At 56.3% G+C, this 15,067-nt stretch carries 9 protein-coding genes; 6 read left to right on the top strand and 3 right to left on the bottom strand.

What is annotated here, in order from left to right:
- Positions 1-11: 11 nt before the first annotated feature.
- Positions 12-872 carry a hypothetical protein gene (locus M6F29_RS04650; protein WP_298157731.1) on the bottom strand — a complete coding sequence of 287 codons (861 nt, stop codon included), beginning with the start codon at positions 870-872 and terminating at the stop codon, positions 12-14.
- A 207-nt stretch (positions 873-1,079) separates the two neighbouring features.
- On the opposite strand from M6F29_RS04650, the gene M6F29_RS04645 reads away from it, so the two are divergent.
- Genes M6F29_RS04645 through M6F29_RS04630 form a run of 4 tightly spaced genes read left to right on the top strand, consistent with a single transcriptional unit; the run spans position 1,080 to position 7,747 of the window.
- Positions 1,080-2,534 carry a DUF3375 domain-containing protein gene (locus M6F29_RS04645; RefSeq protein ID WP_298157730.1) on the top strand — a complete coding sequence of 485 codons (1,455 nt, stop codon included), beginning with the start codon at positions 1,080-1,082 and terminating at the stop codon, positions 2,532-2,534.
- A 2-nt stretch (positions 2,535-2,536) separates the two neighbouring features.
- Entirely contained in the window at positions 2,537-3,205 is a 669-nt protein-coding gene (locus tag M6F29_RS04640; protein ID WP_298157729.1) for a DUF4194 domain-containing protein, read from the top strand.
- Positions 3,198-6,572, top strand: a complete 3,375-nt coding sequence (locus M6F29_RS04635; RefSeq protein WP_298157728.1) for an ATP-binding protein — start codon at positions 3,198-3,200, stop codon at positions 6,570-6,572. Before M6F29_RS04640 ends, M6F29_RS04635 begins: the two co-directional genes overlap by 8 nt.
- Positions 6,569-7,747, top strand: coding sequence for a Wadjet anti-phage system protein JetD domain-containing protein (locus tag M6F29_RS04630; RefSeq protein WP_298157727.1), 1,179 nt, complete (start codon positions 6,569-6,571; stop codon positions 7,745-7,747). Before M6F29_RS04635 ends, M6F29_RS04630 begins: the two co-directional genes overlap by 4 nt.
- Positions 7,748-7,807: 60 nt before the next feature.
- Here M6F29_RS04630 and M6F29_RS04625 read toward each other — a convergent pair whose 3' ends face one another.
- A complete protein-coding gene (locus tag M6F29_RS04625; protein ID WP_298157726.1) occupies positions 7,808-8,962 on the bottom strand; it encodes an ATP-binding protein in 1,155 nt (384 codons plus the stop codon).
- Between the two features lie 729 nt (positions 8,963-9,691).
- On the opposite strand from M6F29_RS04625, the gene M6F29_RS04620 reads away from it, so the two are divergent.
- Together M6F29_RS04620 and M6F29_RS04615 are read left to right on the top strand one after the other, a co-directional pair.
- A complete protein-coding gene (locus M6F29_RS04620; RefSeq protein ID WP_298157725.1) occupies positions 9,692-10,945 on the top strand; it encodes an OmpA family protein in 1,254 nt (417 codons plus the stop codon).
- A gap of 235 nt (positions 10,946-11,180) precedes the next feature.
- The gene (locus M6F29_RS04615; protein ID WP_298157724.1) at positions 11,181-13,028 is read left to right on the top strand and encodes an ATP-binding cassette domain-containing protein; all 1,848 of its coding nucleotides are present in this window, start codon (positions 11,181-11,183) and stop codon (positions 13,026-13,028) included.
- A 287-nt stretch (positions 13,029-13,315) separates the two neighbouring features.
- Here the strand turns inward: M6F29_RS04615 and M6F29_RS04610 are convergent, their stop codons facing one another.
- Entirely contained in the window at positions 13,316-14,719 is a 1,404-nt protein-coding gene (locus M6F29_RS04610; protein WP_298157723.1) for a Fic family protein, read from the bottom strand.
- Between the last annotated feature and the right edge of the window lie 348 nt (positions 14,720-15,067).

Below are 15,067 nucleotides of genomic sequence, written 5' to 3'. Positions count from 1 at the left end.
GGTTGCCTTTTCTACGGCAAAGGTGAAGTACCCGCGTCAGGACGGCAACCTGGTACGCCGCCGATCCCGGTAATCCATTGCTGCTTCGCACCCGCCCGCGCACGGTCAAAGTTGATACTTTTTGGCGCGCCGGCCAGAATCTTTACGCCTTTGCCAAAGTGCTTCTGCGCTGCGGCACAATCGGTCGGCGCCAATGCACCTGCCCACCCGATCTGGGCACTCGAACGAATCCATGCAACAAGGTGGGGATGATCGGCCAAGTCATATTTCTGGTCGAGATCGAGGGCCCGTTCAAAGTAACCCTCGCCAGTCTTCAATGCCGTGCTCCCTCTGCCCATCCGTATCGTATAGAAGCCGAGTGCGCGCAGCGCGAGCGATTCATCGTTGGCATTTTTGGCAGCACCCAGCGCGAACTTGAGCAGTTTCTCCGCAGTCGCAGATTCACCGGTGTCGTACAGTCTCGTGGCGAGGCCCACGAGGTCGGTCGTTGACGCATTGGTTCCGAGTTGCAAGCCCAGTTCTGCAGCAGTGTGCAGGGCATCATTCACCTGGGTGGTGATCAATTCGGACACCTGGCCCTCATAAACCGTGTTCCTGTACTGCTTGAGCAACTCAACCCGCTTCAGATTCAGGTCCTGCAGGGCTCCGAGCGCAACCGTAAATCGCGACTGCTGGTCATGGACATCACGCAGGTGGCTTACATACGCAGAGATGAGCGATGTGAAGAGGGACAACAGAAACGCGAACAACGCGATGAGGAACCGATAATCCCCCCACCACTTCTTTTCCGGTGTTCTGGCAAGTGCTTTCAGGACGATCGCCTCTTCGCTGGTGAAGGGGCTACCCGGTTGTTGCTCGATGGTTTCCGGCATGATGGGCCCAATGCTACCATATCTCCTCTTACGTGGTGTTTCTCTTACGTGGTGTTTCGATGTCTTCCCGTTTTTCCCGGCGAGTGTTGACCACTTCCCCAACGGGTGTCATCATGCGCTCGACACGCTCGCCAGTCTGGCATCGAACACGCACGCACCGCAATCGACCAAGAGCCTGGTTTGGATGTCGCGGAATTAGAGAATACCATGGCCCTCGACTATGCTACTTTGGATACCTTGCGCAACCACCATCCGGCATGGAAATTGCTGCGCTCGGATCATGCCCCACTGGTGGCCAGTTTTTTACATCGGGTGTTCGTGTCGTCCAATGTTCGGGGAATGAATGCCGCTGATCTGGCCGAGATGCTGGAGGATGAACTCTACGGATTGCGCCAGCGATTCGGTGATACCGCCTTCCCCAAAAACGGGATGGATTATCTGAACGACTGGGCCAGCACCGAGAAAGGTTGGCTGCGCAAATATTACCGTCAGGGAACCGATGAACCGCAATTTGATCTGACATCGGCTACCGAAAAGGCCATTGCCTGGCTGGGGACACTCACCGAACGTAGTTTCGTCGGCACTGAATCGCGTTTGATGACTCTGTTCGAACTGCTCCGGCAAATGAGTGCGGGTTCCGAAATCGATCCGGCCAAGCGCATCACTGAATTGCACAAGCGCCGCGAGGAAATCGATGCCGAGATTGCACGCGTATTGTCGGGGGATGTGCCCGTGCTGGACGATACGGCACTGAAGGATCGGTTTCAGCAATTCATGCAGTTGGCGCGGGAACTGCTGACCGACTTTCGCGAAGTCGAGCATAACTTCCGCATGCTCGACCGCCGGGTACGCGAGCGCATCGCCCTCTGGGAAGGCTCCAAAGGCGCCCTACTGGAAGAAATCATGGGCGAACGGGATGCCATCGCCGACTCCGATCAAGGCAAGAGTTTCCGGGCCTTCTGGGATTTTCTGATGTCCAGCCGACGGCAGGAAGAATTGACCGAGTTGCTGTCGACCGTGCTCTCTCTGCCCCCCGTCGCCGATCTCAAACCGGATGCCCGCATGCGGCGAGTACACTATGACTGGCTGGAAGCCAGCGAACATACCCAACGGACGGTGGCACAACTTTCCCAGCAACTCCGACGTTTTCTGGACGACCAAGCCTGGCTGGAAAACCGCCGTATCATGGATATCCTTCATGATATCGAAGCCCGGGCGCTGGTGCTCCGCGAGAATCCCCCAACCAGGGACGTCATGACTCTCGCCGCCCCGACCGCCGCCGTGGAATTACCCATGGAGCGCCCCTTGTTCACCCCCACGCTGAAACCGCTGATCGCCGAGATCGAGTTACACGCAGGCATCGAGGAGGGAGATATGGCGGCGCTCTACAATCAGGTAGTGGTGAATACCGTCCAACTGGTCTGGAACATCAACCAGGCCTTTCAAGAGCGGGCCCAAATCACTCTTGCCGAGTTGACCAAAGCATATCCGCTCGAACAAGGGCTGGCAGAATTGGTGGCCTATATACAATTGGGCAGCCAATCCTTCACCACCGTGGTGGATGAGTCCACGCGGGACCTCATTGGCTGGGAAGCGACTGCGGAGGATGGGGGCGCCGTACACCGGACGGCAACCCTGCCCCGGATGATTTTCGTGAGATAACGATGGACGACACCCTTGCACTGACTAATTCTCCCGACCAGGCTGACCCACCCGATTTGTCGGTGCTGGTCATCAGTCTGCTCAAGGGCGTGATCTACCGCGATGGCGATGAACGCCTGTGGGGGGCTCTGCTCTCTCTCCAGGCCAGGGTCAGGGATTATGTGGCGGTTCTGGCTTTGACTTTGGTGCTCGACGAAGCCGAGGGCTATGCCTTCCTGAAAGGCCGACCTGAACCGGAAGATGACGATGGAAACCCAAAACTTCCCCGGTTGGTGGCACGACGCCCCCTCTCCTTTCCAGTCAGTCTGCTGTTGGCCCTGCTGCGCAAGAAACTGGCGGAGTCGGATGCCGGAGGAGGCGATACACGGTTGGTGCTGACCCGCGATGACATCCTCGAATTGGTGCGGGTATTTCTTCCCACGGCGAGCAACGAGGTAAAACTGGTCGATCAAATTGAAGCCCACATCAACAAAATTGTCGATCTGGGATTCCTGAGGCGCCTGAAGGTCAGCACTGGCACCACCACGGGCCCGACAAGTTACGAGGTGAAACGCATCCTGAAGGCGTTTGTCGATGCCCAGTGGCTGGCCGACTTCAATGACCGTCTGACCGCCTATCAGGCACAATTCACAGACAATATCGACCCCGCCAGAGATGCCGGCGATGAATGAAACCCTATCCCAGAGTTTTGACTTCGTCGCCAACGATGCCCTGTCGGGTTTTCGCCTGAAACGGCTGGAGGTATTCAATTGGGGCACCTTCGATGGCCGGGTATGGACGCTCAGCCTCGAGGGCAAGAACGGACTGTTGACCGGAGATATCGGCTCCGGAAAATCCACCTTGGTGGATGCCATCACCACCCTGCTGATTCCCGCCCAGCGCATCACCTATAACAAGGCGGCAGGCGCCGATACCAAAGAGCGTTCCCTGCGTTCCTACATACTGGGCCACTACAAATCGGAGCGCAATGAGATCACGGGCACCGCCCGACCGGTATCCCTACGCGATTACAAAAGTTATTCAGTGATTCTCGGTGTGTTCCACAATGCCGGCTATGACCAAACCGTGACCCTGGCCCAAGTCTTCTGGATGAAGGATGCCACAGGACAACCAGCGCGCTTCTACCTGGGGGCGGAACGGGATCTGACCATCACCACCGACTTCGCTCATTTTGGCACCGAAATTTCCGCATTGAGAAAAAAGTTGCGCCATCTGGGCGCGGAAATCATGGACAGTTTTCCTCCTTACGGGTCCTGGTTCCGACGCCGCTTTGGCATCAACAACGAGCAGGCGCTGGAACTGTTCCATCAGACGGTATCGATGAAATCGGTCGGTAACCTGACGGACTTCGTCCGCAGCCACATGTTGGAGCCCTTTGAGGTGGCGCCCTACATTCAGGCACTGATCACCCATTTCGATGACTTGAACCGGGCCCACGAAGCCGTTCTCAAGGCCAAACGACAGGTGGAACTGCTCGCCCCCATGGTGACAGACTGCCAACGGCATGCAGATCTGACCAGTGAGGTCGAGGAATGGAGAAAAGCCCGCGAAGGACTGCACACCTATTTTTCCGGCCTGAAACTCGCCTTGCTCGACAAACGCCTGATCAATCTCAGGGGAGAATGGGAAAAACTCGATGCACAGGTCAAACGGCTCGACGACCGGCAGGAGCAACAACGGGCTGTCATCGACGAAATCAGGCGAGTAATTGCCGTCAATGGCGGGGATCATCTGGAAAGACTGGCGTCCGAGATCAAGCGCAGTGGTGAAGAAAGGGATCGTTGCCACCAGAAAGCTCTTCGCTATGGAGAACTGATTGCCGCGGTGGGAGAACTACCCGCCTCCGACGGAGATGGCTTTGTGGAACAGCGCACCCGCCTGTCCGTGTACGCCGAAACGGTGGCGGAACAGTCCGCCGACCTGGAAAATCAGGAACGGGAACACGATTTCGCCTTCCGCAAAGGTCGGGAGGCGCACCAGGCCCTCGGCGAAGAAATTTCCAGCCTGAAACATCGCCGCAGCAATATCGAAAATGCCCAGGTACAAATTCGCAAGATGCTCTGTTCGGCATTGGGAATTCCGGAAGAGGACATGCCCTTCGTCGGCGAACTGATTCAAGTGCGCGAAGAAGAACGCGCCTGGGAGGGCGCAGCCGAACGTTTCCTGCGCAGTTTCGGGCTGTCTCTACTGGTACCCGATGCATGCTATCCGGCGGTGGCAGAGTGGGTGGACACCAACCAGTTGCGCGGTCGTCTGGTCTTTTTCCATGTACGTCCCCAGAAAAAACCCCTTGATTTCACCACACCGCACCGGGATTCTCTGATCAGAAAACTCTCGATCAAGCCGGACTCTCCGTTCTATGACTGGCTGGAACGTGAGTTGACCCACCGCTTCGATGTGGCGTGCTGCATCACACCGGAACAGTTCCGCCGCGAAACCCGCGCCATGACCCAAGCCGGACAGATCAAGGATCCCACGGGGCGCCATGAGAAAGATGATCGCTACCGGATCGAAGACCGTAGCCGCTATGTGCTGGGCTGGACCAACAGCGCAAAAATCGCGGCTCTGGAGGAGAAATCCAGTCGCCTCGAACGGCAATTGGGCGAACTGGGGCACCTGATCGGAAAGGTACAGGGCGCACGCAAGGGGGTACAGGCGAGCCTCGCCGCACTATCGAGACTGGAAGAATTCACCGATTTCGACGAACTGGACTGGATGACCAAAGCCACAGAAGTGGCTCGGCTCGAGGATGAATTCAAACGACTCGAATCGTCATCCGATCGATTGAAGCAGTTGAACGACCAATGTCGTGAGGCGAACCTGAGACTGGATGAGTTCCGCCAAGAACTGGAAATCGCCCGTGACAAACGCTCCAAGACCGAGCAAAAGCGCGCGGACACGGAACTGTACAGACAGGCGGTCTCTGCCCAGATCACCGAACAACCCCTCGATGCAGCGCTCAGTGCCCGCCTGGAAAACATGCGCGTCGATGCCCTGGGCCAACCTCTGCTCACCGTGGAGTCCTGTGATAACCATGAGCAACAGGTCCGAGGTTGGTTACAGGGACGCATCGATGGGACCACCAGGAAACTGTCAGAATTGCGCGACAAGATCATTCAGGCGATGATGGCATTCAAAGAGTGGTTCAAACTGGAAACCGCAGATTTTGACGCCAATCTCGATGCGGCCTTTGAGTACCGGAATCTGCTCGACCGGTTGAATCGGGACGACCTTCCCCGCTTCGAAACGCGCTTCAAGGAACTGCTGAACACCAACACGATCAACGAAATTGCCAACTTCAATGCCCGGCAGAACCGTGATCGGGAAATGATCAAGGAACGGATCGGACGCATCAACGAATCGCTGACACAGATCGATTACAATTCCGGACGCTACATCGTGCTGGAATCCCAACCCAGCCCGGATGCAGACATCCGGGATTTTCAGGGAGAGTTGCGGGCCTGTACGGAAGGAACCCTCACCGGTACGGAGGATGCCCAATATTCCGAAGCCAAGTTTCTTCAGGTAAAAGCCATCGTGGATCGCTTCCGGGGCCGCGATGGACTCACCGACCAGGATCGAAAATGGACAGCCAAAGTCACCGATGTGCGTAACTGGTTCCTCTTTGGCGCCTCCGAACGCTGGCGTGCCGACAATATCGAATACGAGCATTACTCGGACTCAGGGGGAAAATCCGGGGGGCAGAAGGAGAAACTGGCCTATACCGTGCTCGCGGCCAGTCTGGCGTATCAATTCGGACTGAAATGGGGCGAGGTCAAGTCCCGATCCTTCCGTTTCGTGGTCATCGACGAAGCCTTTGGCCGAGGATCGGACGAATCTGCCCAATATGGATTGAAGTTGTTCAGACAACTGAACCTGCAACTCCTGATCGTCACCCCCCTCCAAAAAATTCATACCATCGAGCCTTTTATCGCCCATGTTGGCTTCGTACACAACGAGGGGGGACAGGCGTCGAAATTGTGCAATCTGACCATCGAAGAATACCGTGCCCATCGGCTCCAAACGCTGCCAACATGAGTTGGACCACAGCCCATGCCTTGAAACAGCAGGTGGTCCGTCTCTGGGTGCGGGGAGACCTGCTGCGCTGGGGAATCACCGAAGAGTCCCGATTTCCGCTGAAACTGGCCCTGACCATTCCCTCTTCTTCAGAACTCACCGAGCGTTTCGATGCCGTACGCGTCTGGATCGCCGATCTGACTGCCCTCCCCCATATTCGGATCGAGTGGCGCGAGGTCAACCATCGGGTTCAGGGCACCCAGCGACTCCCGCAGTCGGTCTGGGTCGATCGCCGTGAGGACGCGCTCCGCTGGATCGGCCGGCTCGCCGAAGCCGCACGCTTTGAAGACCTCGCCGCCCTGACTCGCCCGACCCATCCAGCACTTCTGGCATGGATGACCAAACGGCCCTTCCAGGCGCTCGGTCTGGTTGAAGTGTGGCCTCGACTGCTCGAGGTGGTGGTCTGGATGCAACAGCATCCGCACCCTGGCATCTACCTTCGGCAAGTGAATATTGCAGGGATCCATAGCAAATTCATCGAGGCCCACCGCAGCATTCTGGCCGAATGGTTCGATCTTGCCCTGCCAGCCTCGGCGATTGCCGCAGAGCACACCGGGATCCGTCAATTTGCCTCCCGCTATGGTTTTCTCGACAAACCCACGCGTATTCGTCTGCGTGTGCTCGACCCACAGATCAGATCGATCTCGGGGTCCCCTTGCCCCGATTTGACCCTGGATGCCGACAGTTTCGCCCACCTCGACCTGCCGCTTCGCCGGGTGTTCATCACCGAAAACGAAACGAATTTCCTGGCATTTCCCAAAACTTCCGAAGCCATCGTCATTTTCGGCGCCGGCTACGGCTGGGAGGCACTGTCCCGGGCAACATGGTTGCAACGCTGCTCCCTGTATTACTGGGGCGACATCGATACCCACGGATTCGCCATTCTGGACCAATTACGCCGTCACTTTCCCCATACCCGATCGTTGCTCATGGACCGGGCGACCCTGATGGCACACCCAACTTCCTGGGGTTCAGAACCCGATCCCGTCGCTCACGACCTGCCAAACCTCACGGAAGCCGAAGGCGCTTTGTACGACGAGTTGAGGGATAACCGGATCCGTAATCACCTCCGACTGGAACAGGAAATGATCGACTATTCCCTGGTGGAAGCCGCTATAGTAGAAGAAACTGGCTGAGGCAGTTCGTCGCTTTGACACGAATGTGGGGGGTTGGTAAAGGTTCTGACCTCTTTTTCATTACCAATCCTGTTCACTCCACCCCCTTACCCGACAAGATTCACGGTCATAGTTCTGGTGACCGCCATACACAATGACAGGAGGCAATGTCGCCTCTCCAACGAATTGCTGCCACTTGCGCACGGAAACCAGCCAATCGGAGGAAAATGTACTTCCCGATTTGATTTCAATGGCCTGTAGGCCCTGAGGCGTTTCATAGAGCACATCTACTTCATGACCGATATTGTCACGCCAAAAATACAAGTCATGGGGACGACCTGCATTGAACCGTTGTTTGACCAACTCGCTCACCACAAAAGTTTCAAACAGGGCGCCTCGTGAGGCATGAGTTTCAATCGCGGCAGCATGGCGAATACCCAATAACCAAGCCATAAGCCCGACATCCAAAAAATAAAGTTTGGGGGTTTTGACCAGGCGTTTGCCAAAATTGCGGTAATAGGGTGGCAAACGCATAACCAAATAACTGGCTTCAAGCACCGTAAGCCACTGCCGGGCAGTCACCGCTGAAATGCCGCAGTCGACACCCAACGCGGCAAGATTGAGCATCTGACCGGAACGCGCTGCACACATCTTCACAAACCGCTGAAACTGGGTCAGGTCACGCACCGCTATCAGTTGACGCACATCCCGTTCCAGATAGGTGGAGACATAGTTGGCAAACCAGTCCTCTGGTGCCAGATCACGATCATACAAAGCCGGATACCCCCCGCAGTAGAGAGTCGTTTCCAGCGAGAGAGAAAGTTTTTCCACATCGACCAATTCACTCCGAGACAAGGGCAACAATTCAACCCGTCCCACTCGCCCTGCCAGCGACTGAGTCATACCCGACATCAACTCGAACTGAGCGGATCCTGTCAACACGAAGTTGCCCATGCGGCCCCGCTCATCCACCAATCCCTGTAACCATGACAGCAATGAGGGACAGCGTTGCACCTCATCCAGAATGGCGCCGTCACCTAATCGCTGTAAAAATCGTCGTGGATCACTCTCGGCAAACTCAAGTTCATCCGGATTTTCCAGGGAAACATAGGTCTTGTCACAAAAAACCGTCTTGGCCAAGGTGGTTTTTCCCGATTGGCGCGGTCCGGTCACAGCAATGACCGGAAAGCCTTTGGCCAGTCTTTTCAGGGTTTGAGCAGCTCGACGGGGAATCATTTACAAAAAGAAGGTTGTAGTTTCGATTTGCAATACTAGAGCGAGCAGCAGAAAAACGCAACCATGACTCAAAATTTTCCCGCCACATCAGAAAAAACCAGAAATGTAAAAAGTGCGGTGGCGCCCCCGACGGGAATCGAACCTGTAACTGCCCCTTCATCCCACTTCGGCTTTCGCCGCCGAAAATCCTTTCGTTCGTGGGCTGGACTTTACCTTGACCCTAATCCCGCACGGGGATGACAGGCCGCATCCGTCAAGTCTCTACACATTTTCCAGCGCTCTGGAACTTTGCTCGGTATTGCCTCGTGCCAGGCACAGGGGGTTCACCGACTTTGAATGCATTCACCGACCTCTTTCGACGACCGGTGCCCAATGATGTTCAGGAGGGGGCTGTTATATCCATTTAACTACGGGGACACGCCTGCACATTCTATCATCATCTCGCCTCTGTCACCGCACAGAGGAATCCTGCATTGGATGCCGGGGCGAAAAATCAAAGGGATATTTACCCCCTTTGATTGTTGTAAATATACAACAGAGCCCCCCACTCAAAAGCACCGATCGGCATATGTGGCTGGCATCACAGGTGGAAAGTCTTTACACTGTGACGAAGTTTGGGGCTGTCCGACAGCGGCACCCAGTAAAGAGGCAATGAGCCAGAAGCCGATCACCTACGGTCTGCTGGCGGTAGTCTTAGCGTCACAACAACCAAGTTATGGAGAGTACTTTATGAAATTCGAAAAAAAATTGCTGGTGTTGGCCCTCATGGGCCTGCCCGTTGCCTCGGCCTTTGCCGACGGCGTATTGTCCACCACCGAAAGTGATGTCAAATCTGCAGGGACCACCGTGGTAAATGGCGTGGAATCCGCTGGAACCACCGTAGTCAACGGAGTTGAAACCGCCGGAACCACAGTCGAAAACGGTGCCAAGGATGCCATGGGTGATGTAGATAATTTCCTGACCCGCTACCATGGTCCCTTCACCGGGGCCTATGTGGGCGCCAAGGCCGGGGTCAACGACTCCAACATGGGCGTGGGTAATCCCCGCGCCTTGACAGGCGGCGCAACCCCCGGGATCCCCAACAATCAAAACTACGGCACAGCCCTTGGGCTCGAAGCCGGTTATGGTTGGGCCTTGGGTCGCACCGTGCTGGGCATCGATGCCGGGTATGGCTACAACGGAACCGGTCGCTCCGGTTATTTCTCAGGCAACCAGGGTTATGGTAGCCACGACTACGGCCTGGGCCTGAAGTTCGGGATCCCGGTCACCGACAAGTTGATGCCTTACGCGAAATTGGGCTATGGTCACCTGGTTGGAACTGGTTCTGCCTCTGGATTGTCGGGTAATGGGGCCAATGGTGGACTGGGAGTCGAGTATCTGTTTGCTCCCCATTGGAGTGTGGCGGGCGAATGGAACACCATGTCGGTGTCCAATAATTCCAACACCATGAACAACAATGTCTATACCTTGGGTGTAAACTACTACTTCGGAGCGGCCAAGCCGCCCCGCCATGTCGCTGCCGCAGCGCCGGCACCCGTGGTTGCTCCCGCACCCGAACCCGTGGTGGCTCCTGCCCCGACCCCGCAAGAACGGTGGCGCATCATCACCGAAGAGAAACCCGTCAGCCTCGATGGGGCCAACTTCAAGTTCGATTCAGCCGTGTTGAACAAGACCGCCGACGAAAAGTTGACACAGGTCGTGGACTTCTCCAAGCAATATCCTGAAGCCGATATCAACGTGGACGGTTATACCGACAGCGTCGGACCCAAGGCTTACAACGTGAAGTTGTCCCAGCGTCGTGCCGATGCCGTCAAGGCCTATCTGGTCAAGCATGGTGTGGCGGCGGATCGTATCCATACCAAGGGTTATGGCATGGAAAACCCCGTGGCTTCCAACAAGACCGCCGAAGGTCGTGCTCAGAACCGTCATGTGGAAGTCCACTACACGGTTCGTGAAGAAAAGAAAGTACACGTCATGCAGTAACAGTCACATCCAGGAGGCCTCGCGTCTCCTGGGCTGTACTCCAGGCCCGAGAGATGTGATCTCTCGGGTTTTTTATGCCGCTTGATCAAGACCAAATCTAGTCGTATTGAATGGTAATTCCCGTTCAGTCCCGACGAATTGAATACCACACTCCAACAAAATCCCAGCCATTGCGGTACCATACCTCCCCTGCGCGCGTCATTGCCCATCTTTGAATATTTTTTGATTACTGCCCATGCCTCTCATCACCCTGGATGCTGTCTCCCTGGCCTTCGGGCTGGATCCCCTGCTCGATCACATCGATTTCCAGATCGATTCTGGTGAACGGATCGGACTGATCGGTCGCAACGGCGGCGGAAAATCCACCCTCCTGCGCCTCGTGCTGGGGATTCTTGCACCGGATGAGGGCAAGGTCTGGCGCCAGCCTGGCCTCAGAATGGGCTACGTCCCGCAAGAACCCGAACTGGACCCCGAGTCGTCGATCTTCGATGCGGTGGCCCAGGGGCTGACGGAATGCGGATTGCCCGTGGCCTCGTATCAGGTGGAACGGCAACTGTCCCAGATGGGACTCGAACCGGAGGGACGGGTCGGCCAACTGTCCGGGGGCTGGAAAAAACGTGTCGCCCTGGCCCGCGCCCTGGTCAGCGAACCCGACCTGCTGATCCTGGATGAACCCACCAACCATCTGGATGTGGCGGCCATCGAACGATTGGAAGGTGCCTTGAGAAATTTCCCCGGCGCCGTACTGTTCATCACCCATGACCGGCATTTTCTGGATCAGGTCGTCACTCGTGTGGTGGAACTGGATCGGGGTAAATTATCGACTTTCGGGACCTCCTTTACCGACTACCTGCGCCGCAAGGCCGAACAACTGGCCTCGGAAGCCCTCGAACAGCGTCGTTTCGACAAGTTGCTCAGCCAGGAGGAAGTATGGATTCGCAAGGGGGTCCAGGCACGCCGCACCCGCAATGAGGGACGGGTACGACGCCTCGAGGAACTGCGTCGCGAACGTGCCCTGCGCCGGGATCAAATGGGGTCGGTCCGTCTGGCCTTGGATTCCGGTGATCGATCCGGGGAACTGATCGCCGAATTGAAGGAGGTCACCCTGCGCCACGAAAACCAGATCCTCGTGCAGGGCTTTTCCACCCGCATCCAGCGTGGCGACAAGATCGGCATCATGGGGGCCAACGGCGCAGGAAAAACCACCCTGCTGCGGACCTTGCTGGGATTGCACGCACCCGATGAAGGAACCGTGCGCAGCGGCACCCGCCTGAACATAGCCTACTTCGACCAATGGCGCGAACAGCTGGACCCCTCGGCCACCCTGGTGGAAACCATCAGTCCGGGATCCGATTTCGTCGAGATCGGTGGTACCCGCAAACATGTCATCAGTTATCTGGGCGATTTTTTGTTTCCGCCTGAGCGGGCACGGGCCAAAGTGGCCTCCCTGTCGGGTGGGGAACGCAACCGCCTGCTCCTCGCGCGCCTGTTTGCCCGGCCTTCCAACGTCCTGGTCCTGGACGAACCCACCAACGATCTGGATATCGAAACCCTGGAGTTGCTGGAATCCCTGCTCATCGAATATCCCGGCACCCTGTTCCTGGTCAGCCATGATCGCGCCTTTCTGGACGCAGTGGTCACCCAGGTCATCGTCCTGGAGGGTCAGGGCGTCGTCACGGAAAATGCCGGCGGCTACAGCGACTGGATCCGCTATCTGGCGCAGCGAAAAAAAACACAACAAAATAAGGAGCAACTCCCCAGTTCCGCCGTTGAACCTGCCAGAACGAACCAACCCTCTTCGCCCAAACCGCGTAAAGCCCCTGCCGAACGCTTGTCCTACAAGGAGCAGAAGGAATTGGATGCCCTTCCGGACACCATCGCCCGTCTGGAAAGCGAGGAAGCCGAACTGGCCAAAAAACTGGCCGATGGCGCCCTCTACCGTAACGCGCCCGACGAGATAAAGCGCCTCAGCCAGCGGCAGAGCGAACTCACCCACCAGTTGGAACAGGCGTTCCAGCGCTGGGAAGCACTGCAACAGAAGCACGACAAGACGCTGAGCGGCGTTATTTCCGATTCCCGCTGATGCCAGCATACCGTTCAACCGGACAGTGCGCTGCGCACATTAGCAAAGGATCTTGGAATTGCGCGTAACAGTGTGCCCTATGCCCCGAAACCCCACCAGCACTGGCCCGGCGCGGGACGTTAAAAAGGCCAGAGAAAATCTGGCCTTGAAGAAATGGTGGCGTATGGTTTGCCAATGTGAATCCGACTAATTCAGCTGGTGAGTAATGCTGCGGAGTGATGCGGGGCAGGGTCACTTTGCCTGACTAACGCTCACGCAACACCGACTCGGTTCCAATTTGCTTCCACTTAGAGTGATTCCGCCGAGTCTTGCATCGGCTGCCACGCTCGGTACTCGGATAAACGGAGCCGGTAGCGAGTAATGTTTCCATCATGCAGATCATGCAGATCGGCGAGTGCTAGTTCAACCACACGATCGAGGACTTCCGCCGGTACTAGGCTCCCCGCCACGGTGCGTACCGTCTGCGGAGTTGGCACCTGAAGCGCGCGCACGATCTCCGAAACCACCGATACCAGTGACTCACGGTAGCGCTGTCGAACAGGATCCGGTTCGGCGATGGTTTCGCGGATGGCCATGTAGCGCTGGCATGAACGCTCGTATGACCAGACGAATACATCACGCAGCAGGTCCATGCGCTTGAGCTCATAGATGCCGAGTGTGCCCTCCACGTAGGCGCGTTCTGGCACATCGATAAACGAGAGTGGGCAGAGGTTATGTTGAATCAGCGGGATGTTGGCACCCAGCCTGGATACCCGTTTATTGACGTCCACAAATGGTTGCAGGTAGGGAATATGAACCATAACGAAAAAGGCCTGCTCAAAAGGGTCTTCGATTGCAGCAGCTTTTTCCAGGGTCATGCGGAAATAATGGTCGACCTGCTGCGGTATACCCAGCGGATGAAATACAGTACCGCTTACCTCCACGATGCGCTGGCGCAACCGCCCGCTTTCGCTCGGGTCTGCAAGCAGGTTTTCCGACAGGAGGGCATGCAGGTTAAAAAAGGTAAATGGATTGAAGCCAATGTCCTCAGGCTGTTCCACCAGAAATTCGATCGCTGCCTTGTGATTCATAATCATCTGCGCTTCCCGGCGATCCTTCCCTTCGGCCAACTGACCCAGTTCGATCAGATTCTGCGTGTCGAGTCGGGTATAGGTGTTGCCTTCGAGTTTGCTTGATGCCCAGGACAGATCAATCAGCAGGCGTCCCAAAATGTCACGTGCATAGGTACCAGCTGGTCGCGCGCCATCGGGAGAACGACCAATGTTATGCAGGTGATCGCGGATATCCTGCGCAAGGTAGCGTGTTTCGTTAGGGTGATACGATTCCAGCAATTCGCGATCATATCCTACAGGCTTGCGTCCCTGGATGGGTTGGCGAACGTAGTCAAGGACTTCTTGGCCTGCCTGAGAAACAGGGAGGTAACCATCCAAGCCCCCCTCCACCTTCCCGCTGCCATGCATATGGCTTTGGAGTTCGATGATGACGGGTGCGCGGTAACGTAGGCGCGGCCCCTTGCCAATTGGGGCAATATTTTTCTGGCTAACCAACTCACTTAAGCGCCGCTGTAAGGTACGACGGCTAACGATGCCAACAAGGGCAGCGTGCAGATCGTCGATGCCCACACCATCAGGGTGCCGAGCAATCTCGCTCTCTATCCGTTCGGTTAAATTTTCGAGGAGCTTTTTTGGCATGATTAGGCTTTGTTTGGCGCGATAATCGATTTATCGTGCCAAAAGACTAGTCTTATTGGCGCGTTTTGTCAAAATACGCGCCATTTAAATGGCGCGATAGGGGGAAGATTGCGCCAAACCGGATACCCGTCATCGACATCACGCGCGATGAGTTGCTGGAAGAACTGGCTGAATTTAACCCAACATGATTCTGGTTTCGGATGCCTCCGCGCTGATCGCCCTCGCGACCTGCGACAGCCTCTCCTTGCTCGAAGCGATTTTCGGTAACTCAGAAGCACGACAAGACGCAGTGACCCGGAAGAAGTGTCAGTTTTTATTACATTTATGGCCGACATTCTTCCGAGAGAT

Origin of the sequence: Ferrovum sp., assembly GCF_027317285.1 — a bacterium.
GTDB lineage: Bacteria > Pseudomonadota > Gammaproteobacteria > Burkholderiales > Ferrovaceae > Ferrovum.
Note: the sequence above shows the minus strand (reverse complement) of the source record. Positions and strands in the feature narration are given on the sequence as shown.

Coding starts and splice junctions, on each gene's coding strand:
- M6F29_RS04650 (WP_298157731.1), bottom strand. CDS start 872: ATGCCGGAAACCATCGAGCAACAACCGGGTAGCCCCTTCACCAGCGAA.
- M6F29_RS04645 (WP_298157730.1), top strand. CDS start 1,080: ATGGCCCTCGACTATGCTACTTTGGATACCTTGCGCAACCACCATCCG.
- M6F29_RS04640 (WP_298157729.1), top strand. CDS start 2,537: ATGGACGACACCCTTGCACTGACTAATTCTCCCGACCAGGCTGACCCA.
- M6F29_RS04635 (WP_298157728.1), top strand. CDS start 3,198: ATGAATGAAACCCTATCCCAGAGTTTTGACTTCGTCGCCAACGATGCC.
- M6F29_RS04630 (WP_298157727.1), top strand. CDS start 6,569: ATGAGTTGGACCACAGCCCATGCCTTGAAACAGCAGGTGGTCCGTCTC.
- M6F29_RS04625 (WP_298157726.1), bottom strand. CDS start 8,962: ATGATTCCCCGTCGAGCTGCTCAAACCCTGAAAAGACTGGCCAAAGGC.
- M6F29_RS04620 (WP_298157725.1), top strand. CDS start 9,692: ATGAAATTCGAAAAAAAATTGCTGGTGTTGGCCCTCATGGGCCTGCCC.
- M6F29_RS04615 (WP_298157724.1), top strand. CDS start 11,181: ATGCCTCTCATCACCCTGGATGCTGTCTCCCTGGCCTTCGGGCTGGAT.
- M6F29_RS04610 (WP_298157723.1), bottom strand. CDS start 14,719: ATGCCAAAAAAGCTCCTCGAAAATTTAACCGAACGGATAGAGAGCGAG.